We start from the raw sequence: 23,875 nt of genomic DNA, 5'->3' as shown, positions 1-23,875 counted from the left end.
CTTTTCATCCAAGATAAGGTAGAGTGGATGCTAGATTAGTCGGCGAATCTTAAGGGAACCTTAATGACGTTGTTGAGGAGTCGTTGACGGGTGTTTGTCGCGTGAGTGATACCGGCGGCATTAAGCATGATAGTTGGTTTATAACTGATGGTTATTGCGGTTGTAGATTTACTGGGGAGTTCGCCAGAGTGGCGACAAAGAGTGCGCTCACTATCATAGCTATTAGAAATTGCTATTAGAAGTATTGCTGACGGTAAGGGAGGGGGGATACTGTTGGTCAACAGCTGTGTTGCAATGCTGCCGATAAACGAGCGGAACTAAATCAAACTAAAAACGGCGATCGAATTTTCTTTAACAGGCATTAAAGAAAAACGAAATCAACTATTCTTAAAAAAGACTAGGTTAAATTTTAGAATGTAAAGCGCGCCCCGTATTGGAGCAGGGCGCGGAAAGCTATGGTTTAAATAGCTTCTACATTTTCGGCTTGCGGGCCTTTTTGACCAGTGCCTTCTGTGAAGGTAACTGCTTGACCTTCTTTCAGAGTTTTGAAACCGTTGCCCTGAATATTGCTGAAATGAACAAATAGGTCTGCTCCACCTTCACGGCTGATAAACCCATAACCCTTACTTTCGTTGAACCACTTAACGGTTCCATTTAATTTGTCTGACATTGTCTTGCTTTAACCTTTCGAAAATACAACGTAATGTTGAAACTTTTGTTTAATGAGTAACTAAGACTGCGCTAGAGGTAAGCGTGAATAACAGCAACCGCGTAGCGTTTTCTTAAATCCCACGGCCGATTCTAGGCCCGTTCTATGACGAACACAATACAGAAATATGGCAAATCGCTAAAAATTTGACCAAATTTAAAGCGATTTTTAGTAGAGCGGACAAGAATTTTATTTTGCGTGACAAAAAAGGGGAAAGCTCGCCCTATGATTGTCTAGTTAACCGAATAAGGAAGTTTGGGTAGGAAGGGTTTCATTTCTGCTAATGCATCGTTAAAAACTTTATTTACGTTTGGCTTTATGCCCACTTCCATACGTCGCGATAACATCGTAACCGGAAATAAACAGTGTTTAGTTTTGGCGACACAAATAGACTGCGTTGGGCCGAGTTCGTCTTCGTAGACCATCCATACTAATTCTTTATTTTCTTTCGCTAACACATCGCCAAGCACTACGCCTAGTGCTTGTAGTTGGCTGGTATCGCTAGCTTCAATCAGGTTTTCATCAACTATGCGCTGTAATAGTGCCAAGTCTGATCGGTTGCCATATATTTGGGAGCCGAAGTGCGCGCGGGTAAGTGCGTCGACACTATTACGCTGTTTCATTAAATAGTTTTTGTTTAACCAATTTAGCTCGCGCACCGTTGGCCCAGATTCGTGTTGTGCAAGCGTCTTGCCCAATATATCGTCCTCGGCAATCGCCAGTGTGGTGATTGTGGAAAGCAGGGTGAAGGACGTAATCGCGAGTAGTGTTAAAACGCGGAATTTCATAACTATACCTTGGTCAATCAAAAAGCGGTTGTCTATGTTAGGGCAGAAGCAGTTGAATTGTATAGTTCAGCGGGTGCGTTGTTTTTGGGAATAGGATATCTTGCCGGCCTGAAGATCAAACACTTACCGTGGCTAAACGAGTGGCTAGCAAGACAAATAACAGGCTTTTGAGGTGATGCTCGGCTGTAGTCAGGAGCTGGAGTCAGGAGCTGGAGTCAGGAGCTGGCGCGTGAATATACGGTAAAGTACACAAGAGCCCACACAAGAGGATAAAAACATGGAAAAACTAAAGAGTTACGCACTAGTGTTAGTCGCGGGGATTGCGCTAGTTGCAGGCGTTCAATATTACCGCGCATATGCCGAGCTAGCACAAGTTCAAGCGGATTTAGAGCGGATGCAAACTCATGCTCAAACACTAGAGCAGCAGGTAGTTGCTCTAGAGCAGGAGAAGCTGGCCCTTAAAGAGCAAACAGTCGACGGTATCATTGACCATTCCCAAAAGACACTACGCAATACCTGGGGGGCTTTAATTGAGCAATTTCAGGGCGAGATGGAAAAGTTGGGCGAGAAGTTCGAGCAGGAGTTAGAGCAAGGCTTTGATGACGATCTTGATTCTAATCAGAAGCCGGGCGGTGAATCTGGCAAAGAGACCGACAACGAGCCCATTTAATCTCGTCTAAACAACGCCTAATACCATTCAATGAATTACCTAGCGAGCCTCTCTATGCCTGAGTTACAAATTCCAATCGTCGCCGAAACAGCACAGTTTTGGGTGATCGACAAGCCTGTGGGCGTCGCTGTACACGATCAGCAGGGCGAGGCTGGCGAGCGTGAGCCAGGGTTGCTTTCTCGCTTAAGAGAACAGTTAGCGGAGCCTGAGCTGTATCTTTGTCATAGGTTGGATAGGATAACCTCTGGTCTTATGCTTATTGCACGAGGTTCTAGCGCCAATAAGCGTTTGTCCGAGGCGTTTCGCCAGCGTCAGATCCAAAAATATTATTTGGCTATTGCCGCTCAGAAGCCTTTGCGCAAACAAGGCTTGGTGCGCGGTGATATGGGGGCAGCGCGCAATGGTAGTTGGAAGTTGTTGCGCAGTGTTGAAAACCCAGCGGTTACGCAGTTTTTTAGTTTTGGGCTAACCCCGGGGCTTAGGCTTTACCTACTAAAACCCCATACAGGTAAGACGCACCAACTGCGAGTTGCACTTAAATCCCTGGGTGTACCTCTACTGGGCGATACGCGCTATGGCGCCGATAAATCTGATCGCGCCTACCTCCACGCTTGGCAGCTTGCTTTCGAACTGGACGGGAAGAGCTACCAGTTTCGCTGTGACCCAGATCTTGGCGAACATTTTAAATCCGGTGCTTGCAGTCAATTACTAGAGCAATTAGCGGTTCCTGAAACGCAGCCTTGGCCGCAGGTTTAATGGGTTTTTCAAGCCTATGCCAGGCTGTGTTAAGGTCAGTTCCCCGCACGTTTCTCATTGTTGCGTGTGTTGTAGTCACGGCTTGTTTCGTTGTAATTATCTCGTTCAAATTTGTAAACACTAACGCACTCGAGTCTTCGGTTCCTCAAGAGAATTCACTATCAAGCGCTCATTTTTCTTTGTTGACAGACGATTGCCAAACGCGAGATTTGGCAATACCACGAGACCTCGTTGTTAAGTGTTATTGGTTAAGTCATGAAGGTTTTTTACTGCCGGTGATGACTTTTGAGTTTGAGGCTGCGGTGACCGATTCTGCGTTAGTGCTGGTTACGGGCGGGCCGGGTGAGGGCGGTTTATTTTCATCGGCGAGCGTGCAATCGTGGTTGGATTGGTATCAAGCTTCGGAATTGAATCAGGCTATGGTGCTTTACGGTAGTCGCGGTACCAAAGGTAGCTTGCCGTCGTGGCGTTGTGATGAATACGAGTTAGCGTCACTGCGGATGATTGGATTAAATTTAAGCTATGCCGAGGAGTTGCGCCAAAGTTTACCCATTTTAAATAAATGTCTAGCGTCCTTCGATCGTATGCTTGCCGCAGCACCGTTTAATACGACTTCAAATCACGTATTCGCCATACCTATAGATGTAGATGCAACTACTACTGCCATTAATAATTCGCAATACGAGAATTTACCAAGTACTAATCCCGAAACGGATACGGTTGAGACAAACAAGGGACTCAGCGTTTTTGCTACTGCCCAGCAGTCGGGAGATTTGTTGGCACTAATGGCGGCGCTGCGCTTTCGAGATTATCATCTTTGGGGTGTATCATACGGTAGTCGAGTGGTGTTGCAGGCGGCTGCCGAATTTGAGTCGAAGTTAAAGCTAAATTCTACAACAGATACCCAGCTGGCCGTTAAGCTTCAGCCAGATACCCCGCCGTTTAACATTACATCGTTAATATTGGATTCCATCTATCCGTTTGAGTTTGGCAAACAGAGTGAGTGGGGGGCGATATTGCAGCACTCTATGGAACTCCACGAGACGCTTTATACTAAAGACGATGAGCGACGCTTTACGAGCTTTGCAGAACTTTATCGTTATGCTGAAGCTGCAATCGATGAACTCGAACGGCCAGGTAAACGCAGCGGTGGGGCTGCTTCTAGTGAATTAAATTCCAATGAATTAAAGTCTAATGAATTAAAGTCTAATGAATTAAAGTCTAATGAATTAAAGTCTAATGAATTAAAGTTTCGAGAATTAAATTCTAGTTTGGATTTTCGCATCGAAAATTGGAATTTACAGGCTCAAGATGACAGCTGGGTTCTGAATGCCCAGCGTGCGCCGCTACACAAACTGTCGCCGCCGCTAGCGCGTCATTTATCGGGTTTTAAAAATACTGCGAGCGTTGAAGATCCGCGCATTCCGCTTAGGTTGAATCGTAATCGTTTATTAGCTTTACTTACTTTTTCTCTTTACGACCCGGACACCGCAAAGATTTTTCAGCAGGGTTTAGAGCAGCTTGTTGAAATGACGGCAAGGTTAAGTTCCGGTTTTGAAATAACAGCCTCGGCATTAACAAGTCCAATATCTAAGAGTGGTGCAAGCGATACTGACGTTAGTCACAAAATACCCTTGGCAACGTTGGCGCAGGAATGGAAAGGGGACGCTGTTCATTTTGCCAGCTGGCGAAACCAGCAGCTGGACCGGCTGGTATTGGTGCTGGAGATTTTTATTGCGTCGAGCTTTGACCCCTACTTTAATTCTTTAGTTTTTTTTGCGACGGAGTGTATCGATAACGGCGTCGAGCCGAGTGAAATATTCGAGACGGCAATCGCGCCTTACCCCGAGTGGCGTAATGAATTACGACTGGCAAGGCAATATGATGTATGCGCTTTGCCTGTCTTTAGTAATAAGTATCAGCCCTTGAATGCCGCTTATGCCAATCTTCCTACGCTATTACTCGCCGGTGAACTCGATCCTGTTACGCCTTTGAGTTGGGCGCAATCTCTGGCGTTGCAGTTACCTCAATCATTGCTGATAGAAGCCAAGGGTGTCGGCCATAGTGTGATTATGTCGGAGGGCTGCAAGCAAGACCTGTTGTCCAATTGGATTGCGGCGCAAACAACTTTAGCAGCAGGCTTGATTGTAGGTTCGGAGGTTAGTTTCAAAGCGCGCTCCGATCTAAGTCAAGTTGGTCTAGACTGTCATTAAATACTTTATCTAACCCTTTTTTTAGGAAAAATCATGACCGTAAATACTCATAAAACCTATATATATGTGGTGGCGGTTGTTTCAGCTATGCTTGCCTCCACTACAGTATTTGCTGACGACCACGCGGAGTTAGGCGTAGGGCTTACAGAAATGATGGCGCCATCTGAGCCCGCGATGGCGATACAACAAGAAACACAAAAACTAACAGAGAGATCGAAAAGTATGACCGAGAAAAAAGTATATTGGATTGATGTGCGCACAGCAGAAGAATTCGCTGGTGGCCACCACCCTGATGCAGTGAATATTCCCTACGAAACGATCGCGGAACACATTGCTAGCGTAACTGAAGATAAAGATGCTGATATTCGCATGTATTGCCGCTCCGGTCGCCGCTCTGGTTTTGCGATGGAGACAGTACAAGCCCTGGGTTATACCGACGTAACGAATGAAGGTGGTTACGATGATGTACAGAAGTTGTTAGCTAAGTAAGCCTTACCAAGCAACTCAAAAAAATAGCACGATGGTTTTAACGCAATTTATTTTACGGGTTGATGACGCAGTTCGATTACTTTGAATTTGCCGTTATTAACCCGTAATTTACAGTGTTGGAAGCTGTGTTTAGCAATTTTTTCCAGTGGGATAAAACTGTTTACCACAAATAAGCTGTATCCATTTCTTGCCGTCAAGCGTGCTGCGTTGCGGATAAACTTTTGGGTAAGCGCTGCGTCAACATTAAAGCCTTGGTGGAAAGGTGGGTTACACAATACAACCTGCGCTTTTGTTTCTATGGTATCGCCGGCGTCGCCAAGAATCAGGTTTTGTCTTCCCGTATAGCCGGTTGCTGAGCGCAGGTTTACTTCTGCCGCAGTCAGTGCGGCTGGATTGTTGTCGGTACTATAAATGGTTTTATAGCCCGCCGTTTGCAATGCAATCGATAAATAGCCGTAACCACAGCCAAGATCTATTCCAAGATCATTATTCTCTTTGTCTGCGCTTGCCTGCTCCGCCTCTATCTCTAAAAAGCTGGTGGCGAGCAGTTCGCTTCCGCTATCAATTTTGTCCCAGCCGTAAACCCCCGGCTTACTCATTAATTCTCGTGAAAACGCTGCGCCGATCGGCCGAAGCTGGTTGTAATTTTTATGTTCCAACCACTTGCTGGTGTTATCTAGGGGCTTCGATTTATGCAGTATTGCGAGGTAGTTGTCGCCGTGCTTTTCGGCGCGGCCGGTGAAGTGCAGCTGCTTGGTTGTTTTTTCTACGTAGGACTTTATGCCCTCGGTCTTCTTGCCCGATAGAATTAAAACACCGTTTTCCGGCAGTATCTGAGCCAAGTGGTTGATTACCCAGTGGCTGCTTGGCCGCTCTTTCGATACGCGATACAGCGCAATATTGGGCTTGGCTGCCGTTGAGCTAGGGGAGTTAACCTTGTGTTGGTCACCGAGCCATGAGCTGAAGTCAAAATCGGATAGGGTAAGGCATTGTTTGTCGGCGCCAGCTGCACAGAGTTGCTGATAGATATCGTAGCGGTTGGTAAGACACTGGTGAGGCGCGCTGTTGGGGGTTAACGCGTGGGCAATGTCAACCTCTGCGCCCGCCCCATTCTCATCGACAACCCACAACTGCCGCACCTCTGCCTCAGTGCTGCTGGCATCAGTGCTCGCACTAATGCTGGAGCTGCTAACGCTAGAGAGCCGAGCTGCGGCGTTAATCAACAACTGAAAGCAGGGGTCGATCATTTAATTAAGCCAAGCTCGCTACTTCATTGTCGGTAAGTACGCGATAGTCGCCAGGGGCGAGGTCCGCGGGTAGGGTGACGACGCCGATTGCCTCGCGGTGCAGGCGGCTAACTTTGTTGCCGGTGGCGGCAAACATCCGTTTTACTTGGTGGTATTTACCTTCTTGCAGGTAGATACAAGCTTCTTGCGGTGCCACGAGTTCTAATTTCGCCGGTAGCGTTGCTTTGCTTTCGCCGCGAAGCACTATGCCTGCAGCGAACAGGTCTACTGAAGATGGGTCTATCGGCTGTTCAGTTTGAACGCGATAGCACTTCTCGCAGCCAGTGTTGGGAGAGGATACTCGGTGATTCCATTTGCCGTCGTTGGTCAGCAATACCAGGCCGGTGGTATCAATATCGAGGCGACCGACAATTTGTAACGGGTCTTTTAGGTCGCGAAGTTGTTCGGGCAAGAGGTCGATAACCGTAGGGTGATCGCTATCTTCAGTTGCGCACACATAGCCGCTTGGTTTATGGAGCATCAAATAGACCGCCCCTTGAACCACGACGGCAACATCGTCGAGATAAATGGTGTCGGCGTCGGGTGACATATGCTCGGCGCCGCGCAGGACAACATCTTGATTACGACGTACGCGCCCCTTGTGCATAATGGCACGAATATCGGTGCGGCTGAAACGCGTGTTGTCGCTTAAGAATTTATCTATACGCATCGTCTATGTGTCTGCTAGCTTTTTTTCTCCAGAATCTACCGACTGGTAGATTAGGGTGTTTATCGTCATTGGCCCGACGCCTCCGGGTACCGGGGTGATCGCGCTGGCACGGTCGTGCAGTGGGGCCAGTTCGATGTCGCCAACGCCGCCGGGGTGATATCCCGCATCGACCACAACGGCGCCATCTTTAATCCAATCAGCTTTAATAAACTCGGGTCGACCTACGGCGCCAACAACAATATCGGCCTGACGAATATGGTCTTGTAGGTTCTCGGTGCGTGAATGGCAAATGGTGACTGTGGCATTAGCGTTTAGCAGCATTAAGGCCATGGGTTTGCCTAGGATTGGGCTGCGGCCAACGACTACAGCGTGCTTGCCTTGCAGGGGGACATCGTAGGCTTCGAGCAAGCGCATAATGCCTTTTGGTGTGGCGCAACCATAGGCATCTTCGCCCATTGCCATACGGCCGAAGCCAAGGCAGGTCACGCCATCGACATCTTTACTTAGGGCAATGGCATCGAAGCAGGCGCGTTCGTCTATTTGCTCTGGTACCGGGTGCTGTAAGAGTATGCCGTGCACATCGGGGTTGTCGTTCAATTCAGTAATTTTCGCCAGTAACTCTTCGGTAGTGGTGGTGTCTGGCAGTTCTACTTTAAGGGAGTCCATGCCTATACGGGTACAGGCATTGCCTTTCATCCGCACGTAGGTTGCCGATGCTGGATCGGCGCCGACTAAAATGGTGGCAAGAATAGGGGTGCGGCCTGTTTTTTCTTTTAAGGCGGCTACGCGCTGGGAAAGTTCGGCTTCGGTTTTTTGGGCCAGGGCTTTGCCGTCGAGTAACAATGCAGACATGTGGAATCCTTAGTGCAAGGGGGAGGTAACGGGGCCAATGGTTCAGGATTGGCGAGCGGGTGCATTCTCCCATAGCTACTGCGTCTCGCCAAATTGTTTTGGTTTTGTGCGAATTTAAAACAGTTTGATTGCGACGTGAAAAAACACAGATTAGGCGTTGACGACGGGGTGGCTCGTAGGTATTATGCACGCCTCTCGAAACACGGGTTAACAGCCTTTGTTGTCGGAGTGTAGCGCAGCCTGGTAGCGCGTCTGCTTTGGGAGCAGAATGTCGGGGGTTCGAATCCCTCCACTCCGACCATATCGAGCCTGTATCAAGTTACTAGCACCGGGTCTTTCGTTCTAATTCACGTTATCTCAGCAGTTTGGCTTCTCATCTAGTGAGTAATTTTGTCAAGTTTGCTGTAACCTTGTTAACGCTGTAATTGAATGGTAATACGCGCCCGTAGCTCAGTTGGATAGAGCAACGGCCTTCTAAGCCGTGGGTCACAGGTTCAAATCCTGTCGGGCGCGCCATGCGTTTGAGATGTAGGTTTCTAAGCCGCTTTTTATGGTGATTGTAGCTCAGTTGGTAGAGCCCCGGATTGTGATTCCGGTTGTCGTGGGTTCGAGCCCCATCAGTCACCCCATTTCCCCTTCTGTAAGTTCTAATCTCGCGTTGTATCTTCTGTCGTTATCTAGCTAAATCCTGTTTCGCTAACCTGTTTCTACGTCCTAGATTATTTTTGAAAAACTCTTGCCTAGTGCGCTGTTTGCCTGCGCGTTATTTGGTGTTTCGCCGGTTAGTTGTTTTACGGGGACTAAAGTATCACTTCGTTGATTAGGGTTCGCGTTCAAGTAGGCATCGAACATCATACAGACGCGTCTGATCAGTAGTCGGCCTTGCGGCAGCACTTTTAATCGCTCGCTGTTCAAGAGAATCAAACCATCGTCTACCAGTTGCTGTATCGCTATCAGTTCGTGTTTAAAGTATTGGCGGAACTTGATGCCTGTGTGTTTGCCAACGCTGGCAAAGTCCAATTCGAAATGACACATTAGTTGGCCGATTATGTAGCGCCGTATTTTATCGTCATCTCTGAGAGTAATACCTTTTGCGAGCGGCAGTTGGTCGTGCTCTAGGGCTGTGTAGTAGGCGTCCAAGGTTTTTAGGTTTTGAATATAGCTGTCACCAAATGCGGCTATTGATGAAACGCCGAACGCGAATAAATCGCAGTTCCCGCGAGTAGTGTAGCCCTGAAAATTACGGTGTAAATTTCCCTGCTGTTGCGCTATAGCGAGCTCGTCATTGGGTAGTGCAAAATGGTCCATCCCTACGTAAACGTAACCTGCGCCAATTAACTGTTGGATGGTTTGCTGCAAGATTATTAGCTTATCGCGGCCACTCGGTAGATCGCTTTCATTTATTTGTGCTTGTGTTTTGAATAGCTCAGGCATGTGAGCATAGTTAAATACACTTAATCGGTCAGGCCTAAGCTCGATTATTTTTTCGAGCGTATTGGCGAATGACGCTGGCGTTTGCTGTGGTAAACCATAGATTAGGTCGATATTTAGCGAGCGAAATTGCAGGCTTCGAGCCGTATCGATTAATTCTTTTACTTCGTCGAAACTATTGAACCTGTTCACGGCTTTTTGAACGCCTGGGTCAAAGTCTTGAACCCCCATACTGAGTCGATTAAAACCGATTGCGCGCAAGTGGGCGAGGCGCTCGCTAGTGACACCCTTTGGGTGAATTTCGATAGAGTAATCGCCTTCTTGATCGGCTTCCAATCGAAAATATTTTTCGACGGTTTGCATGATGTCGCTGAGCTGCTCGTTGTCCAGATAAGTTGGCGTGCCGCCGCCGAAGTGTAATTGCTGTACCGGACGAGAGCAGTCAATGTGTTCTGCCTGTAATCTAATTTCTTTTTTTAGTGCTTCAACGTAGGGAACGGTACGTTTGTGGTTCGCGGTAACGATGCGGTTACAGCCGCAGTAGTAGCAAACGGTTCCGCAAAAAGGGATATGAAAATAGAGTGATAAAGGACGGTCGCTGGCATTGCTGCGATGTGCGGCACGCTGCCATGTATCGCTGCTGATCATATCGGAGAATTGTGGGGCTGTTGGGTAAGATGTGTAGCGCGGGCCGCTAAGATCGTGTTTTTGAATTAGTTTGTCATCCCATAGCGTGCTTGCCACCGCGGCACTTAGGTTGTTGCCTTCTAGAGCGGCCCCCGCGCTAGGCGCTGTGGTAACAGGCGTGTCGGAGGCAGATGTGGCGGTAGTCGAAGGCTTGGTGACGACAGGGTTCATGGCGTAGTGGCTCTCGCAAATAGGTTTCAATGCATTGTTGGGTCAGTCTAAGTGGTTACAAATTTAGCGCGTTGACCTAAGTCAACCGAGCGCTAGACGCGGCCCCATTCACTGCGGTGGCTTTCATTAGGGCTTTAGCTATAATGGCCAGTCAGCCATAGGAGTAGGAAGATACACTCATGACAAACACCCAGAATCCCTCTGCCGTCACGATGTTTGATGGTATGCGCCGTCTTCTCTCTGGGGTGAGCATTATCACGGCCACTAATCGCGCTGGTGATCGGTTCGCGATGACGGCATCTTCCGTCACCTCTGTATCCGGTGAACCACCTGCGCTGTTGGTCTGTATCAATACCACGGCATCAATCGATGCGGCTATGGCCTCCAGCGACTATTTTACGGTGAATGTTTTGTCGCCGAAGCATAAGCAGATGTCGATTAATTGTGCCACGCCAGAAATGTCAGCCAGTCGTTTTGATCATGGCCATTGGTTACGTCACGCCGAAACAGGTTTATATTATTTGGGTGATGCACAAGCGACCTTCATTTGTAAAAAACAACGCTCTACCGCCTACGGAACGCACAATATTTATATTGGTGATGTGATCGAGACGAGAGTTGCAAAAGGGGAGGTTAATGTCTTGGGTTATCTTGATGGCAACTACTTAACTGCTCCTCAATAGTCGGGCAATCTGCGCTATCTTAGCTCGCCATGTAATGGCAGTTTAATGGTAAAGGTTGTTCCTTCCCCTGGACGGCTATCGACTTCAATAACACCGCCGTGGTGTTCAGTGATAATGAAATACGAAACACTCAACCCAAGGCCTGTGCCAACACCAACATCTTTAGTGGTGTAAAACGGTTCGAAGATATGTTTGATGACCGGCTCGGTAATGCCGGGGCCGTTGTCGCTAACTTCAATAATCGCGTACTCATCGCTGCGGCTAATGTGAATACAAATTTCGGGCTCTAGGGGTACACCATATTCTTCTGATTGCAGCGCCTGTGCGGCATTACGTAGTAGGTTGAGTAGTACCTGCTGAATTTCCGATGCTGAACAGCGTACTGCGGGAACATCACTATCGTAGATTTTTCGAATCGTGGGCATTTCGATGCCGTCAGCTGTGCCTAGCTCGAATGTGTTGGTCGCCAGTTGTAGCGCGTGTTCCACCAATTCTTGCAGGCAGATCTCTGCGTGTGAACGATCATTGCCACGGGAAAATTCTAATAGGTTGGTAACAATTTTAGCTGCACGTTCTCCGGCTTCACGAATACTCGCTACAAATGTCAGAATTTCCCGTTGTTCCATATAGGCCGCTACGCGTTGGATGTCGATACCTAAACTTTCGGCGGTTTGATGATTTGCCTGCAGGGTAGGCGAGGTGCGCCGTTCAATGTTTTGGGTGTTATTTAGGATGGCCGCTAGCGGGTTATTGATTTCGTGGGCGACGCCGGCGGCTAGCTCTCCAAGGCTCATCATTTTTTCATTTTGTACCAGCATGTTTTCCATTCTTACTCGCTGAGTAACATCTTCAGCTAAGACAACTGCGCCGGATAGGTCTTCAGACATTAATGGGTAGAGCGTGACATTTAGATAGGTCGCTTGCGATCCACTACCCTGTTTTATGTTCTTTTTCTCGAATGGCACGTAATCCTTAATAATTTGCTGTATCTCTTCGAGGGTAATGGGTAGTTGTGGGTAGATGTCGGGCAAAAGGTTGCCGAGTGCCTCCGAGTGCATAACATTTGTGGCGCGTTCGGCAGCTGTATTCCAGTGGGTAATACAGCCAGTAGGAGTAATGCCAATAAGGATGTTTGGCATCGAATTTATCATACAGTGGAGATACTCCTGAGTTTGTTGTAATAACTGTTCAGCAGCTTGATGTTCGGCAATTTCTCTTTTGTGCTCAATTTGAGTGTCTGCGCTGGCAATCGAGAGGGCTTGTACTTTGGCGCGAGTCTTTTGCTTAACGTGCTGTAGGTTTAGGTGCAGGCTAATGAGCAACGCTACGATGACGGCTGCTAGTAGCAATAACGTAATAACGCTTGAGAGCGGCCAAGAGTGGACAGTTGCGAGGATAGAGCTATACATGCACGAGAACCCTTGAGTATTTTTATCGGCAAACCATACCGCTGTGACCTGTGCTGAGACAAGTCCTTAATTTTATTGAAATTGGTGTTTGACAACCACGTAAAATCCAGTAGAATGCGCCCCTCTCGCAGCACAGCAAATGCTGGGTGGTTAGCTCAGTTGGTAGAGCGGCGCCCTTACAAGGCGTAGGTCACAGGTTCGACCCCTGTACCACCCACCAATATTTTGTCCCATTCGTGGGGTGAAAAGAGTTGGAAACAGCATGCTTGAGCGGGAATCTGCGGCCCGGTAGTTCAGTTGGTTAGAATGCCGGCCTGTCACGCCGGAGGTCGAGGGTTCAAGTCCCTTCCGGGTCGCCACTTATAAAAAAACCCCGCTCGTTTGAGCGGGGTTTTTTTATGTCCGTTAAAAATTATCCTGCAGCCTTTTTATATAATATTGACGGCTAACCTTGGCTTTGCAGTTAACGTTTTACCACCAATATTGTCTTCGGCGTAATCTGCGGCACGAGTTAAGAAAACCAATGCCGTGTGCGGTTGGCAAAAGCCACCAGCGATAACATCACCGGTACTTCGACAAGTACACCAACAACTGTAGCCAAAGCGGCCCCAGACTGCAGACCGAACAGCGATATAGCGACAGCGACGGCTAACTCAAAGAAATTTGACGTACCGATCATACAAGCTGGCGCAGCGATATTGTGTGGTAACTTCATTACCTTAGCAGCACCGTAGGCCAGCGCAAAAATACCGTAGGTTTGAATTAATAACGGTATTGCAATTAAGACGATCGCAATGGGTTTGCTAATTATCGTTTCCGCCTGAAATCCAAATAGTAATACAACGGTGGCGAGTAATCCGGCAATAGAGTAGGGCTTTAGCGTGCCTATAAATGTTTCTAAGCGCTGTTGGCTGCCGTTTTGGTTTAACCATTTTCGGGTTATAAAACCTGCGCCCAGAGGAATAAGCACATAGAGCACGACAGACAGTAATAGCGTTCCCCAGGGTACAGATACGTCGTTAACACCCAGTAGTAATCCTGCAAGCGGTGCGAATGCAAAAATCATTATGATGTCGTTAACGGATACCTGCACCAAGGTGTAGTTGGCATCTCCCTTGGTTAGTTGGCTCCAGACAAATACCATGGCAGTGCACGGGGCCACACCAAGTAAAATCATACCCGCGATATATTCACTGGCGGTTTGTGGGTCAACCAGGTCGGCGAAAATAACGCGGAAAAAAAGCCAGCCTAATGCCGCCATGGTAAAAGGCTTGATCAGCCAGTTTATGACTAGCGTTAGCAATAACCCCTTTGGCTTTTTGCCAATATCTTTAATGGATCCAAAATCCACTTGAATCATCATTGGGTAGATCATTACCCAAATAAAGATTGCTACAGGTAGGTTGACCCGTGCGATTTCCAGCTGCGCGAAAAAATTAAATAAAGCTGGTGAGAGGTTGCCAAGCAATACACCTCCAACAATACACAAGCCCACCCAGACCGATAAGTAGCGTTCGAATAAGCCCATGGTTAGATCTCCTTAGCGATTAAATTATGTAATTTTTCGACGCGTTCACGCGGGGTTAAATCGTGTAGATTTAGTGCTTGCATAGCGCGAATACGTGCTTCGATCGTTGCCATTACACTATAAAAAGCCGCTTTTATTTCAGCGTCAGAGCCCTGCAGTTTGGATGGGTCAGGTAGGCCCCAGTGCAGTTGAGTCGTGTTGCCGAACCAGACTGGGCAGGTTTCCTTTGCTGCACTGTCGCAAACGGTGATGACTATGTCTGGCGCTATCTGTTCGAACTCGTCCCAAGACTGACTGCGAAGTTCTTCGATGGGGATATTCCGTTCAGCGAGATAGCGGAGTGACAGTGGGTGCACCTCGCCCGCTGGGGCGCTGCCGGCGCTATAGGCTGTAAAGTCATTGCTTGCCAGATGATTGGTTAAGGCTTCGCTTAAGATGCTGCGACAGCGATTGTGGGTACAAATAAACAATATCTTTAAGGGTGTGTTTTGCATGGTGTACTCGCTAAGGTATGGAGGGTTGGGGGAGAGCCTCTGGCTGCAGTTGTCTTGATTACGTTTACTTGGGTTGTCACCTATCCCTTGGTTAGTCGCTGATCTAATTGCAGTTCGCCGAGGAGCAAAAATTGGGGCGATCTTTCATTGACTGAAGACGTTGCAGCGGTAGTTTGAGTCGCTGGTGATCCGAATCAGCTGTGTCGCGTACAAGAGATACCGCCCAGTTGGGCAGGTCCGGATGCAGCGAATAGTAAACCCATTGGCCGCGACGCTGGTCTGTTAGTAAGCCGCAGTTCCGCAGCTGAGCCAAGTGGCGAGAGATTTTAGGTTGGCTTAGCTCCAGTGCGACTATGAGTTCACAAACGCAAAGTTCACCTTCGAGCTGTATAAGAAGGGTGGAGGTTAGTCGGGTTTCATCCGACAGGCACTTAAATAGTTGAATAGTGTCCACGGTGTTTCGGCCTCTAGCTGGTGCTGATTGGCTGGATTGCGTAGTAGCTTTTATATCTGTATATGCGAATTTCCATATATGGTACAAGGTTTGCTATAACCTGTATAGAGACAAAAGCGACGGGGTTCTGGCGAAACTCAGTGATGGAGCTTGTGCAGTAGGTTTATTTTGGCCCTGTCTTGGTGCGTTTCGAGGTGGTTTAGCGAACAGCAGCACAAAATAGCATCAGAATAATCTCTAAACGTCGTTTTCTGCACTATATTGTCAAACCATTGTCATGTTTCTGGTGTCCAATGGAACAGTCGATAGGGGCATGAGGTCTCAGTGTCGGCAACTTAATGTTGTTTGTTTTTAATTTATTTGCGCTTAGTTTATTGCGCTTAGTATTTAGAGTGAAAGGAGTATCCATTATGGATTTTTATATTGAAGAACTTTTAACGGTGTCAGAAGCCGTTGTAGCCAGGGGCTGGTTTTTAGAGCCCGATTTTGATGGTGATATCATCGATGATTTTTATGACGATGAAATGTTAGATGAATGCAGCGATCTTTAGAAAGATTGCTGCTTGCTTCGTGCGTGACTCCTACCTTTTCTATCCTGCCTGTATATTCACCTAGCTTCGCTTAATTGATCTTTTTCGACTTGCATCGACCTGCGTCAACTTCGTTTGGAAACCTCTATTGCCTTCGTTGGCGGCCGTGATTTTCTCGTGCCAGTTTAAAATTGCCTAGTTTTGTCAGATGTTCTAAGCGTTTAAAATTTGGGCGTTGGTAATGCTTTTGTGTCGAAAGTAACTATTGCTCCCAGCTATTAATAACCTAATTGCCCCGCGTATACTGGCGTCTAAATTTGCGAACCTGATCAAGCTTTAACAACAAAGGCCTCGTATACCCAGTATTTAGCTGTGGTGAGCTAGTCTTTAGTATGGATATTGAAGAGCAGGTCACAGCGCCTCTGGAGGTGCTGGTCGATAATGAATAATCATAATCCACGGAGCTAGTTGGCGTTATTAAGTAACTTTGCTTGTTTCGGACATCCTTATTCCTTACAAAGAGTTGTAGAGCTTGCATGATATTTGACCATGACGAACTGGCCACCGCCGTTGTATTTTTTGGCAACGATGGGTTGGTCGCTCGAGAGATGCATTATTCGGAGTTCGAAGCGATTCTGGATAACTATGTGCCTACGCCGGAATGGTCGGGAAAGCAGGCCCGTGTCGTTTATCTTTCTATCGATAACCAGTTGCGAATTCGTAGTTTGGTGTTCTTTTTAATCGGCTTTACCCGCCAGGGGTTGATCGACCCCAACTGGAATCTGCCGCTCGATAAAATCGCCGGCAGTGCCATGCGCGGCCCAGACTTGGGGGCCGGGCCTATCCGCTTAGCCTGTGCTAGCCAATGTCCAATTCAATACTTTAAATCGATGCTTTGGGATCCAAACTTACGTGCCGGTAGTAATCAACTGGGTCTATTGAAAAAGCTGGTGGCGCGCAATCGACTCGGCATTCAGTTTAAAGATGCGCCGGAGTCTGAGTTAAATGCCGTCAAGGCTGCAGCCTCGGCTGAAAGAATGGAAAAGCAGATTTCGACCGAGTTGCGGAGCGAGTACGCCAAAGAATTTCGCGATCAAATGGCGCAAATGTTAAAAGATCAGCGCCTGCGAACCGCGACTGTTGCCAATGACGGTAAGCGGGCAATATCGACGCTTAAGCTAGAGCATAATCATCGTATAGAAGAATACCGCGTCATTATCGAAGAAAAAAATCGCGCTCTGGCTGACGAACGTGAACGCAATCAGCAGTTAAAAGATACGATTGACGGGCAGGCTAAAAAAATAGAAGGTTTGCGCGAATATTTTGAACATAAAATCGAGCAAGCCGAAGGTGTGGGCATCGAAAATATCTCTGCGCTAAAAGATAATTTTCAGCTTGAGTCGGAAGCGAAAATCGAAGCGGCTACAACTGAACTAAAAGACATGTTGCAGATGCGAGAGATGGAGCTACTTTATCGCAACGAGCAGGAATCTCAGTTGCGCGATGAGATTACACGCTTGCGTAAAGAGAACCAGCAATTACTTTCCAATAGTGGTGAGCAGTTGTTGAATCGTCTCACCGAAAAGGGTGTGAGTTTTGTAACCTATCAGCCCGGCGCGGGTCACATTACTATTCCCTTGGCCGATACATACAGCTACATGGAGAACCCACTGGCGTATTCTGCGGCCCAGTGTGGGGTAACTGAATCCCACTACAAGGCGTGGCTGGAACATTATCAAACACCGGTTTGTCATCACACGGATGAACAAGGTAGTTTGTGCGGCGAAAATCTTCCTCGTATTGAAAACCCTACCGACTTCCATGCGGGCGATGAAGACCGCTGCGAGTCACACAAAGAGATCGGTGGTGCACAAAGCCTTAAACTCGTCAGCGGTTAAGCCTATTTCGGCAACTGAGCTGGCGAGCGCCTTTAGTCAAGAAACTCCCCAAAACATCTGTAATCGAGCAACGCTACAGCTCGTGCCTTTCGCGCGTCTGCAGCAGCTGGGGGTCGAGCTATATATCAAGCGAGAAGATCAGCTAAACCCACACTGGGGCGGCAATAAATTCTATAAGCTCTGGGGCCATATTACGGATTACCGAAAACAGTATGGCACTGGCCAAGATGGGAAAAGGGTTCCTATTGCCAGCTTCGGCGGTGCCTGGTCGAACCACCTCTATGCATTGGCGGCTGTGGGCCGGGAGCTGGGTATCCCCACCATTGGAATTGTTCGCGGAGAGGCGCCAAAACAACTCAGCGCTACGCTGAAAGACGTGCGTGAAATGGGAATGCGGCTACACTTTATATCAAGAGCAAATTACCAGCAGCGCGATACATTTACTCTGCGGTCCCAGCTTCAGCAACAGCTCGACGTATCCGATTCTTGTGGCGAGGTGTTTTGGGTGCCAGAAGGTGGTAGTGGCATTGCTGGCGAAGCGGGGTGTCGTGTACTCGGCGAGGTTATCAGTAGTCAGATAAATGATTCGGGCTTAAATATTCAGTGTGTTGCGGTTGCAGCTGGAACCGCAACAACCTTCGCAGGGATTGTTGCCGGCTTAGATAGCAATTTGAGTGCAGTGGCGATTGCGGTGCTAAAGGGTATCGAGAGCGAACTTCATCAGACGGTTCAGACTAGTTTGGCCCGCGCTGGATTGACTGATCCCAAAGAATTGCCCGATTGGCGTGTCTGTGGTGAGTTCCACTGCGGTGGTTATGCGCGATTTCCTCCAGAGTTACGGGAATTTGTCGCTGAGTTCGAAGCCGAAACCGGTGTACCATCGGATCCAGTTTATACCGCCAAGCTGCTATGGGGCCTAGTTAAGCTCGCCGAGCGTGGATATTGGCCGCCAGGCACTGGCGTACTGGCCTTGCATTCTGGCGGGTTACAAGGTCGACGCGGCTATAGTTTAGATGTGCCTAGCGTCGGATAGACGATACAGAGTCTCGCGTGGTTACGCGCGATGTTTACAATTATTTTTATGGATTCAAGAATGGCTTACAGTCAAGCAGACGCATCGCTACTTTCGCAGCAAATTAGCTCAAGTTACAGTGAGTCCGACTCTCAAGGAATTGATGAGTTAGCGGGTGCTCTGGTGAAACAGGCGTTTGCGACGGCCGATACTTTGGTGCCGTTAAAAGCGCTGAAAAAAAATTATTTGCAGCAGCTATTTAGTGGTGCCGAAATCCAAGCGATATTTAGCGGTGACGTTCTGTTTCAAAGTAAAGGTTACGACAATCAGCATATTTACCTACAGCACGGCGAAGTGGAATTACAGTACGACTCGGGTTACCGCGAAATAGTAACCGGCGGAGAAATGCAGTTGCCACTTGCCCATCAACAACCTCGGCCCTGTCGTGCAGTGGCGAAATCTGACGGTGTGGTAATGCGGATCGATAGTGCCGAGCTGGATCGCATTTTAAGTTGGAGTCAAATCGCCGAGTATCTACTCGCCGAAATTTCCATGGAGCGTGACCTCGATGAGGACGTGGAATGGATGCAAACCATTTTAAACTCAAACCTGTTTTTTAAAGTGCCGCCGGTCAATGCAGAACAAATTTTCTCCCGTCTCACGCCGATGGTTGTTGAAACCGGTGATGTGATTATTCGCCAGGGAGAGTTAGGAGATTGCTGTTATTTTATCAAAGAGGGCGATGCCGTCGTTACCTTACACGAGGATAACGTAAAGCTAGCACGCAAGGTTGCAGATATTGGCCCCGGGCGATGTTTTGGCGAAGACGCACTTGTGTTTGAAGCACCCCGTAATGCCACCATCACCATGGTGACCGATGGCGTACTTATGCGTCTAGAAAAGAACGACTTTATGTTGTTGCTTAAAGAGTCACAGATCGAAGAAATTACTATGGCCGAGATTGACGCGGGCTACGAGGCGTCTATTTTAATCGATGTTCGCTCTGACGATGAATATAGCCTCGGTCATTTGGCCTATTCCGGTAACATTCCTCTGGGATTGCTAAGTATAAAAAAACGTTTGCTGGGGCAGGAAAAACGCTATGTTTTTTACTGTGATACGGGTCGCCGTAGTCGAGCAGCGGCTTATTTGATGGGGAAGCAGGGCTACAATGTTGTCGCGCTTAAAGGCGGTTTTCATGGCGCTGGCGTCTCCGACCAGCTGGTGACGGACTCTAGCTATATATTGCGCGATGGTATTCTTGTATCCGGCCAGTAGTCTGTTGTAATCATTAGTTTAAATTCATTCCAGCGCAAATTCTCGCCGCCTGATGGCGACAGACACAAAACCAAGCGCGGCAAACTTATACCCTTGAGCGTTGCAATTAATTCTGCGTTGCTGATCGCGCGGTCTTGCCATTCAAGTTGGTGGAGCCCACCGAGCCATTCCGTTTTCTTTAGTAATACCCAGCGTAATTCGCCCTGCTCTAAATTGTCTATTTCATCCAATAGTATGCAAAGTTCGTTGTAACGTATCCAATAACCGGCGTGCGCCCCAGTGTTGAACGGCAGCGGTAGATGGTGAGCTGCTTTTGAGTTGTTCAGCGAGGTGTTTGTGTTAATCGTTTCGCTCTTGTTCGTTACGCTGCTCTTATCCGTTACGGTGTATAGGTGAGTAAAAAGCGCACCTTGTAAAAGGTGTTTAGCCTCGATTTTATCTATGGGCTTTTCTAATCCTCGCTCGCTTAAGGTTTGATTCAGCAATGCAAGATTCGCTGTATTTTGTAGCAGTGCTAACTGTTGTTGGTTCATGTGGCGAAGTTTTTTATCGAGTCGATCACGGCTGTTGGGGCCAACCCAATGGCTAAGATTTTGTGGGTCGGCGTCGGCGTCGTCCCGCAGCAGAAAAAACTTGATTGCTACCTCGAGGTGGCACCATTTTTCTGGCTCCATTTCGACAATAAAATCCGCCTCACCGAGGGTCTGTTTGTCGGCAATAAGTTGCACATTTTGAAAACATTGGTAGTGCGGGTAGAAGTGATGCTGCAAGAAGGCAATTAGTGCTTCGTAATATTGGCCCAGGCGATTGGTGTCTGATCGCGACGGTATATCGTTTGTTGCAGCTACAGTGGCAGTAAGCAAGTCTAAACGCGTTGCTGTCAGTCGTTGGGTAGCTGGAGTTTGGGTAGCTGGAGTTTGGGTAAGGCTCGCAAGCCGTTCAAAGGCTGGCCATTCAAACGCAGAGTAGTCTAGTGTTTCGGGCACGAATAAAGAGGGTTTGGATAAAAGCCATGCTAGGTCTCTGATGGTTGGATTTTCGTCAGAGACCCATGCGGTTGAAACGTCGTCGGCGAAAGTGCTGAATCCCTGATCACTTGGTGGTTCCTTACTGTTTGACGACTGCGGTTCAGACTGCAATAGTGCCAACTGAAGGGCCTTGCGCAAGGCTGCCGTATTGGCTCTAACCTTAGCTTGGTGTTTTGGGTTTATGCTGCTTTCTGCTGTGTCGTTTCCTGTTGTGCCATTGATTAAGCGGTCGCTCACAGAATTATTCCCACTATATGTGTTCAATTGTTTGTCGATGGTTCGCTTCTCCCAGTGCGGCTGCGGTAAACTGTGTTGTCATTTTAACGCTTCAAGACTCATTAATAACCCCTAGAGACAACTATGCAAGCCTTTAACTGTGTTGGTCTGATTGGCCGCCTCGATAGTGATAGTACCCGCTACTCCCTAAAGCGTTTAGTCAGCTTTCTTGCCAAACACAATCTACGAGTGTTGTTAGACGAAGAAACCTCGGCCGCACTTCCTCGGGCGGGCTTGGAAATTGCCGCTAGATCACGTTTGGCACTAGAGTGTGACCTTATAATTGTGGTTGGCGGCGATGGTAGCTTGCTGTCTGCTGCACGCGCGTTTGCTGGCCACACGGTTAAGATATTGGGTATCAACCGGGGGCGCTTGGGCTTCTTAACCGATATCAGCCCCGAAGAGATTGAACATAAGGTTGGCGAGGTGCTCGAGGGCCGCTACATCACCGAAGAGCGTTTCTTGCTGCATTCCGCGATTATGCGCAATGGTGAGACTCGCGCCACGGGGTTAGCTCTGAATGACGTGGTGATCCACCCTGGCCGGTTAATTCGGATGATTGAGTTTGAACTTTATATTGATAGTCAGTTTGTTTGCCGGCAGCGTTCCGACGGTTTGATTATTTCTTCACCTACAGGGTCAACCGCTTACGCCTTAAGTGGCGGCGGGCCAATAATGCATCCTAACCTTGATGCCATGGTGCTAGTGCCTCTTTACCCACACACGCTAAGTAGTCGGCCAATTGTAGTTGCGGGCGATAGCCATATTAAATTGATTGTGAGCGAAGAGAACAACCTTCACCCGCTGGTGACTTGTGATGGTCAGCTGCAAACCGATTGCCTGCCTGGAGACGAGGTGCAAATTACCAAGTCGGAGCGGCGTATTAGCCTAATCCACCCAGAAGATCACAACTTTTATGAAACCTGCCGCACGAAACTAGGCTGGGCAACGCATAATGCAGGCTTTGAAAATCTAAATTGAGAACTTTTTAATTAGAGACGGTACTTACTTAAAACGCTATTTGCTTGAGAAGGTACTTATGAGTTAGACGGCTCGCTTAAACTTTAGAAAGTGCTTTTGGTGATATCGTATGTATAGTGCGACGTCAGTTTCTACATAAATAAAGTGACGATTAAATTGGTTAAAGATGACTCCTTAAGTATCTCTTAAGCGAACTCTACTAATCTTCGAACACTTGTTCGACACCTAGGATGATAAGACTTATACCGTGCAAGAATTAGCGAACAACAGGGCCGGCGGTGTTATTAACGCCGCGCCACGAGTAACGCCATGAAGCAATCTAGCTTTGATCTTATTGGTGACGTTCACGGTTGTGCCAACACCTTAGAAAAGCTGTTGCTAAAGCTCGGCTACTCCAGCCTTGGACAGCGCAATGGCTGGCCTGTTTACGCTCACTCCGATCGCTCGGTGATCTTTGTTGGCGATATAGTAGATCGTGGCCCGCGTATTCGCGAAGCGCTACACCTCGTAAAAAACATGGTCGACGAAGGGTCCGCTCAATGTATTTTGGGTAATCACGAGTACAACGCTATAGCCTATACCACCACTGTTCCCAACAAACCGGAAGAGTACGTACGGGCCCACAACAGCAGGCACAACCGGCTAATTGCCGAAACTTTAAGTCAGTTTGCCAGTTACCCCGAAGAGTGGCGTGAGTTTCTAGAGTGGTTCAAAACCTTACCCCTGTACTTGGAGTTTCCCCTCTTTAGAGTTGTGCACGCCTGCTGGGATACACAACTTATTGCGGAGTTTGAGCAACGCTACCGTAGCCGCTGTATCGACACAGCTTTTGTTCACCAAACACTCAATTTAGAAAGCTTAGAGTTCAAACTGCTCGACCGGCTGACCCGCGGTACTGATATCTCCTTGCCCGACGGCCGAAAAATCACCGGGAGGGATGGTCTCGAGCGCAGTTTTTTCCGTACTAAATTTTGGGCGGACGAACCCGAAACCTACAAAGACGTTGTTTTTCAGCCAGACCCTTTACCCGACGACCTAAATCACAAGCAGCTCAGCCGCCAGCAGAAGGCCGCTTTACTGTCTTATCACGATAGTGAAAAACCTGTGTTTGTTGGCCACTATTGGCTACAAGGAAACCCTAAGCCATTGAAGCCAAACCTAGCTTGTTTGGACTACAGCGCGGTCAAATACGGTAAGTTGGTATGTTATCGGTTTGATGGCGAACAGATTCTCGATAACAGTAAGTTTGTTTGGGTAAATGTAGAGCCAGACAACTAGGCTCTACATTTTAGTTAGTGCCTATGAGTACTAAACCCTCAACTTGAAAGTTAGTGACGCGACTAGCGAATAGAAGGGCAAGCAAAACGGCCAAGCAAAAGTTACCCCAGAGAAATGAGTAGATTAACGGAGTAAATGCATTAAATGAGTTGGTACAAAATTGCCGAGTTTCCACTGGATACGCGCCTTCATGAGCTAGACAGCTTGTTAAATCAACGTGGCGTTGTTCATCGCTTTATTGAGCAGGGTAACAACCAGGAGTTGTGGCTATACAACTCAGCCGATGCGGAAATTGTTCGTGATT

23 protein-coding genes and 5 tRNA genes are annotated in these 23,875 nt (G+C 48.0%); 17 read left to right on the top strand and 11 right to left on the bottom strand.

Features of this window, described 5'->3' with window-relative positions; translation table 11 throughout:
• Positions 1 to 460: 460 nt before the first annotated feature.
• Positions 461 to 670 carry a cold-shock protein gene (locus IDZ20_RS11210; RefSeq protein WP_188151520.1) on the bottom strand — a complete coding sequence of 70 codons (210 nt, stop codon included), beginning with the start codon at positions 668 to 670 and terminating at the stop codon, positions 461 to 463.
• Positions 671 to 942: 272 nt separating this feature from the next.
• Positions 943 to 1,497 carry a DUF3806 domain-containing protein gene (locus IDZ20_RS11205; RefSeq protein WP_188151519.1) on the bottom strand — a complete coding sequence of 185 codons (555 nt, stop codon included), beginning with the start codon at positions 1,495 to 1,497 and terminating at the stop codon, positions 943 to 945.
• Positions 1,498 to 1,774: 277 nt separating this feature from the next.
• Between IDZ20_RS11205 and IDZ20_RS11200 the strand changes: the two genes are divergently transcribed.
• From IDZ20_RS11200 to IDZ20_RS16360, 4 genes are all read left to right on the top strand, one after another.
• Positions 1,775 to 2,167 carry a hypothetical protein gene (locus tag IDZ20_RS11200; RefSeq protein WP_188151518.1) on the top strand — a complete coding sequence of 131 codons (393 nt, stop codon included), beginning with the start codon at positions 1,775 to 1,777 and terminating at the stop codon, positions 2,165 to 2,167.
• A 54-nt stretch (positions 2,168 to 2,221) separates the two neighbouring features.
• Positions 2,222 to 2,923, top strand: coding sequence for a TIGR01621 family pseudouridine synthase (locus IDZ20_RS11195; RefSeq protein WP_188151517.1), 702 nt, complete (start codon positions 2,222 to 2,224; stop codon positions 2,921 to 2,923).
• Between the two features lie 179 nt (positions 2,924 to 3,102).
• The gene (locus IDZ20_RS11190; RefSeq protein ID WP_188151516.1) at positions 3,103 to 5,136 is read left to right on the top strand and encodes an alpha/beta hydrolase; all 2,034 of its coding nucleotides are present in this window, start codon (positions 3,103 to 3,105) and stop codon (positions 5,134 to 5,136) included.
• Positions 5,137 to 5,169: 33 nt separating this feature from the next.
• A complete protein-coding gene (locus IDZ20_RS16360; protein ID WP_245792268.1) occupies positions 5,170 to 5,625 on the top strand; it encodes a rhodanese-like domain-containing protein in 456 nt (151 codons plus the stop codon).
• Between the two features lie 47 nt (positions 5,626 to 5,672).
• On the opposite strand, the gene IDZ20_RS11180 is transcribed toward IDZ20_RS16360, so the two are convergent.
• Genes IDZ20_RS11180 through folD form a run of 3 tightly spaced genes read right to left on the bottom strand, consistent with a single transcriptional unit; the run spans position 5,673 to position 8,433 of the window.
• Positions 5,673 to 6,872, bottom strand: a complete 1,200-nt coding sequence (locus tag IDZ20_RS11180) for a class I SAM-dependent methyltransferase (protein ID WP_188151515.1) — start codon at positions 6,870 to 6,872, stop codon at positions 5,673 to 5,675.
• 4 nt (positions 6,873 to 6,876) lie between these two features.
• Entirely contained in the window at positions 6,877 to 7,581 is a 705-nt protein-coding gene (locus IDZ20_RS11175; RefSeq protein ID WP_188151514.1) for a 16S rRNA pseudouridine(516) synthase, read from the bottom strand.
• Positions 7,582 to 7,584: 3 nt separating this feature from the next.
• Positions 7,585 to 8,433, bottom strand: a complete 849-nt coding sequence (gene folD / locus IDZ20_RS11170) for a bifunctional methylenetetrahydrofolate dehydrogenase/methenyltetrahydrofolate cyclohydrolase FolD (protein WP_188151513.1) — start codon at positions 8,431 to 8,433, stop codon at positions 7,585 to 7,587.
• A 224-nt stretch (positions 8,434 to 8,657) separates the two neighbouring features.
• Here folD and IDZ20_RS11165 point away from each other — a divergent pair.
• The 3 genes from IDZ20_RS11165 (at position 8,658) to IDZ20_RS11155 (ending at position 9,062) form a co-directional block, all read left to right on the top strand.
• Positions 8,658 to 8,734: transfer RNA gene (locus IDZ20_RS11165), tRNA-Pro, on the top strand.
• Positions 8,735 to 8,872: 138 nt separating this feature from the next.
• Positions 8,873 to 8,949: transfer RNA gene (locus IDZ20_RS11160), tRNA-Arg, on the top strand.
• Between the two features lie 37 nt (positions 8,950 to 8,986).
• Positions 8,987 to 9,062 (top strand) — tRNA-His (locus IDZ20_RS11155).
• Positions 9,063 to 9,147: 85 nt separating this feature from the next.
• Here the strand turns inward: IDZ20_RS11155 and hemN are convergent.
• Positions 9,148 to 10,722: an oxygen-independent coproporphyrinogen III oxidase gene (gene hemN, locus IDZ20_RS11150; protein WP_188151512.1), complete on the bottom strand. Its 1,575-nt coding sequence runs from the start codon at positions 10,720 to 10,722 to the stop codon at positions 9,148 to 9,150.
• 179 nt (positions 10,723 to 10,901) lie between these two features.
• Between hemN and IDZ20_RS11145 the strand changes: the two genes are divergently transcribed.
• Complete coding sequence (locus IDZ20_RS11145) at positions 10,902 to 11,405, top strand: flavin reductase family protein (protein WP_188151511.1); 504 nt, start codon at positions 10,902 to 10,904, stop codon at positions 11,403 to 11,405.
• 14 nt (positions 11,406 to 11,419) lie between these two features.
• On the opposite strand, the gene IDZ20_RS11140 is transcribed toward IDZ20_RS11145, so the two are convergent.
• The gene (locus IDZ20_RS11140) at positions 11,420 to 12,814 is read right to left on the bottom strand and encodes a two-component system sensor histidine kinase NtrB (protein WP_188151510.1); all 1,395 of its coding nucleotides are present in this window, start codon (positions 12,812 to 12,814) and stop codon (positions 11,420 to 11,422) included.
• Positions 12,815 to 12,958: 144 nt separating this feature from the next.
• Here IDZ20_RS11140 and IDZ20_RS11135 point away from each other — a divergent pair.
• A tRNA-Val gene (locus IDZ20_RS11135) sits at positions 12,959 to 13,034 on the top strand.
• Between the two features lie 62 nt (positions 13,035 to 13,096).
• A tRNA-Asp gene (locus IDZ20_RS11130) sits at positions 13,097 to 13,173 on the top strand.
• Between the two features lie 152 nt (positions 13,174 to 13,325).
• Here the strand turns inward: IDZ20_RS11130 and arsB are convergent.
• The 3 genes from arsB to IDZ20_RS11115 all read right to left on the bottom strand — a co-directional run bounded on the left by arsB (position 13,326) and on the right by IDZ20_RS11115 (position 15,290).
• Positions 13,326 to 14,342 (bottom strand): ACR3 family arsenite efflux transporter, encoded by a 1,017-nt coding sequence (gene arsB, locus IDZ20_RS11125; RefSeq protein WP_188151509.1) that lies wholly within the window; start codon positions 14,340 to 14,342, stop codon positions 13,326 to 13,328.
• A gap of 2 nt (positions 14,343 to 14,344) precedes the next feature.
• Positions 14,345 to 14,836: an arsenate reductase ArsC gene (locus tag IDZ20_RS11120; RefSeq protein ID WP_188151508.1), complete on the bottom strand. Its 492-nt coding sequence runs from the start codon at positions 14,834 to 14,836 to the stop codon at positions 14,345 to 14,347.
• Between the two features lie 103 nt (positions 14,837 to 14,939).
• Entirely contained in the window at positions 14,940 to 15,290 is a 351-nt protein-coding gene (locus IDZ20_RS11115) for a metalloregulator ArsR/SmtB family transcription factor (RefSeq protein WP_188151507.1), read from the bottom strand.
• Between the two features lie 410 nt (positions 15,291 to 15,700).
• Between IDZ20_RS11115 and IDZ20_RS11110 the strand changes: the two genes are divergently transcribed.
• The 4 genes from IDZ20_RS11110 (at position 15,701) to IDZ20_RS11095 (ending at position 20,008) form a co-directional block, all read left to right on the top strand.
• Positions 15,701 to 15,841, top strand: coding sequence for a hypothetical protein (locus tag IDZ20_RS11110; RefSeq protein WP_188151506.1), 141 nt, complete (start codon positions 15,701 to 15,703; stop codon positions 15,839 to 15,841).
• 515 nt (positions 15,842 to 16,356) lie between these two features.
• Positions 16,357 to 17,718 (top strand): sodium:proton antiporter, encoded by a 1,362-nt coding sequence (locus tag IDZ20_RS11105; RefSeq protein ID WP_188151505.1) that lies wholly within the window; start codon positions 16,357 to 16,359, stop codon positions 17,716 to 17,718.
• Positions 17,687 to 18,751: a 1-aminocyclopropane-1-carboxylate deaminase/D-cysteine desulfhydrase gene (locus tag IDZ20_RS11100; protein WP_188151504.1), complete on the top strand. Its 1,065-nt coding sequence runs from the start codon at positions 17,687 to 17,689 to the stop codon at positions 18,749 to 18,751. Before IDZ20_RS11105 ends, IDZ20_RS11100 begins: the two co-directional genes overlap by 32 nt.
• Positions 18,752 to 18,811: 60 nt before the next feature.
• A complete protein-coding gene (locus tag IDZ20_RS11095; protein ID WP_188151503.1) occupies positions 18,812 to 20,008 on the top strand; it encodes a cyclic nucleotide-binding domain-containing protein in 1,197 nt (398 codons plus the stop codon).
• Here the strand turns inward: IDZ20_RS11095 and IDZ20_RS11090 are convergent.
• Positions 19,969 to 21,273 (bottom strand): DUF1853 family protein, encoded by a 1,305-nt coding sequence (locus IDZ20_RS11090; protein WP_188151502.1) that lies wholly within the window; start codon positions 21,271 to 21,273, stop codon positions 19,969 to 19,971. The two genes, IDZ20_RS11095 and IDZ20_RS11090, sit on opposite strands and share 40 nt — an antisense overlap.
• A gap of 123 nt (positions 21,274 to 21,396) precedes the next feature.
• On the opposite strand from IDZ20_RS11090, the gene IDZ20_RS11085 reads away from it, so the two are divergent.
• From IDZ20_RS11085 to IDZ20_RS16515, 3 genes are all read left to right on the top strand, one after another.
• Entirely contained in the window at positions 21,397 to 22,293 is an 897-nt protein-coding gene (locus IDZ20_RS11085; RefSeq protein ID WP_188151501.1) for an NAD(+) kinase, read from the top strand.
• A gap of 309 nt (positions 22,294 to 22,602) precedes the next feature.
• On the top strand, positions 22,603 to 23,571 hold the full coding sequence (locus tag IDZ20_RS11080) for a metallophosphoesterase (RefSeq protein WP_188151500.1): 969 nt from the start codon (positions 22,603 to 22,605) through the stop codon (positions 23,569 to 23,571).
• A 144-nt stretch (positions 23,572 to 23,715) separates the two neighbouring features.
• Positions 23,716 to 23,875 (top strand): rhomboid protease N-terminal domain-containing protein (locus IDZ20_RS16515; RefSeq protein WP_425443427.1); only part of this gene is annotated, 160 nt, incomplete at its 3' end.

This window comes from Teredinibacter waterburyi (assembly GCF_001922985.1).
GTDB lineage: Bacteria > Pseudomonadota > Gammaproteobacteria > Pseudomonadales > Cellvibrionaceae > Teredinibacter > Teredinibacter waterburyi.
The sequence above is the reverse complement of the archived record's forward strand: the minus strand, read 5'-3'. Positions and strand labels throughout refer to the sequence as shown.

Excerpts from the sequence above, each read along its gene's own strand:
- IDZ20_RS11210 (WP_188151520.1), bottom strand. The coding sequence starts at position 670 with ATGTCAGACAAATTAAATGGAACCGTTAAGTGGTTCAACGAAAGTAAG.
- IDZ20_RS11205 (WP_188151519.1), bottom strand. The coding sequence starts at position 1,497 with ATGAAATTCCGCGTTTTAACACTACTCGCGATTACGTCCTTCACCCTG.
- IDZ20_RS11200 (WP_188151518.1), top strand. The coding sequence starts at position 1,775 with ATGGAAAAACTAAAGAGTTACGCACTAGTGTTAGTCGCGGGGATTGCG.
- IDZ20_RS11195 (WP_188151517.1), top strand. The coding sequence starts at position 2,222 with ATGCCTGAGTTACAAATTCCAATCGTCGCCGAAACAGCACAGTTTTGG.
- IDZ20_RS16360 (WP_245792268.1), top strand. The coding sequence starts at position 5,170 with ATGACCGTAAATACTCATAAAACCTATATATATGTGGTGGCGGTTGTT.
- IDZ20_RS11180 (WP_188151515.1), bottom strand. The coding sequence starts at position 6,872 with ATGATCGACCCCTGCTTTCAGTTGTTGATTAACGCCGCAGCTCGGCTC.
- IDZ20_RS11175 (WP_188151514.1), bottom strand. The coding sequence starts at position 7,581 with ATGCGTATAGATAAATTCTTAAGCGACAACACGCGTTTCAGCCGCACC.
- folD (WP_188151513.1), bottom strand. The coding sequence starts at position 8,433 with ATGTCTGCATTGTTACTCGACGGCAAAGCCCTGGCCCAAAAAACCGAA.
- hemN (WP_188151512.1), bottom strand. The coding sequence starts at position 10,722 with ATGAACCCTGTCGTCACCAAGCCTTCGACTACCGCCACATCTGCCTCC.
- IDZ20_RS11145 (WP_188151511.1), top strand. The coding sequence starts at position 10,902 with ATGACAAACACCCAGAATCCCTCTGCCGTCACGATGTTTGATGGTATG.
- IDZ20_RS11140 (WP_188151510.1), bottom strand. The coding sequence starts at position 12,814 with ATGTATAGCTCTATCCTCGCAACTGTCCACTCTTGGCCGCTCTCAAGC.
- arsB (WP_188151509.1), bottom strand. The coding sequence starts at position 14,342 with ATGGGCTTATTCGAACGCTACTTATCGGTCTGGGTGGGCTTGTGTATT.
- IDZ20_RS11120 (WP_188151508.1), bottom strand. The coding sequence starts at position 14,836 with ATGCAAAACACACCCTTAAAGATATTGTTTATTTGTACCCACAATCGC.
- IDZ20_RS11110 (WP_188151506.1), top strand. The coding sequence starts at position 15,701 with ATGGATTTTTATATTGAAGAACTTTTAACGGTGTCAGAAGCCGTTGTA.
- IDZ20_RS11105 (WP_188151505.1), top strand. The coding sequence starts at position 16,357 with ATGATATTTGACCATGACGAACTGGCCACCGCCGTTGTATTTTTTGGC.
- IDZ20_RS11095 (WP_188151503.1), top strand. The coding sequence starts at position 18,812 with ATGGCTTACAGTCAAGCAGACGCATCGCTACTTTCGCAGCAAATTAGC.
- IDZ20_RS11085 (WP_188151501.1), top strand. The coding sequence starts at position 21,397 with ATGCAAGCCTTTAACTGTGTTGGTCTGATTGGCCGCCTCGATAGTGAT.
- IDZ20_RS11080 (WP_188151500.1), top strand. The coding sequence starts at position 22,603 with ATGAAGCAATCTAGCTTTGATCTTATTGGTGACGTTCACGGTTGTGCC.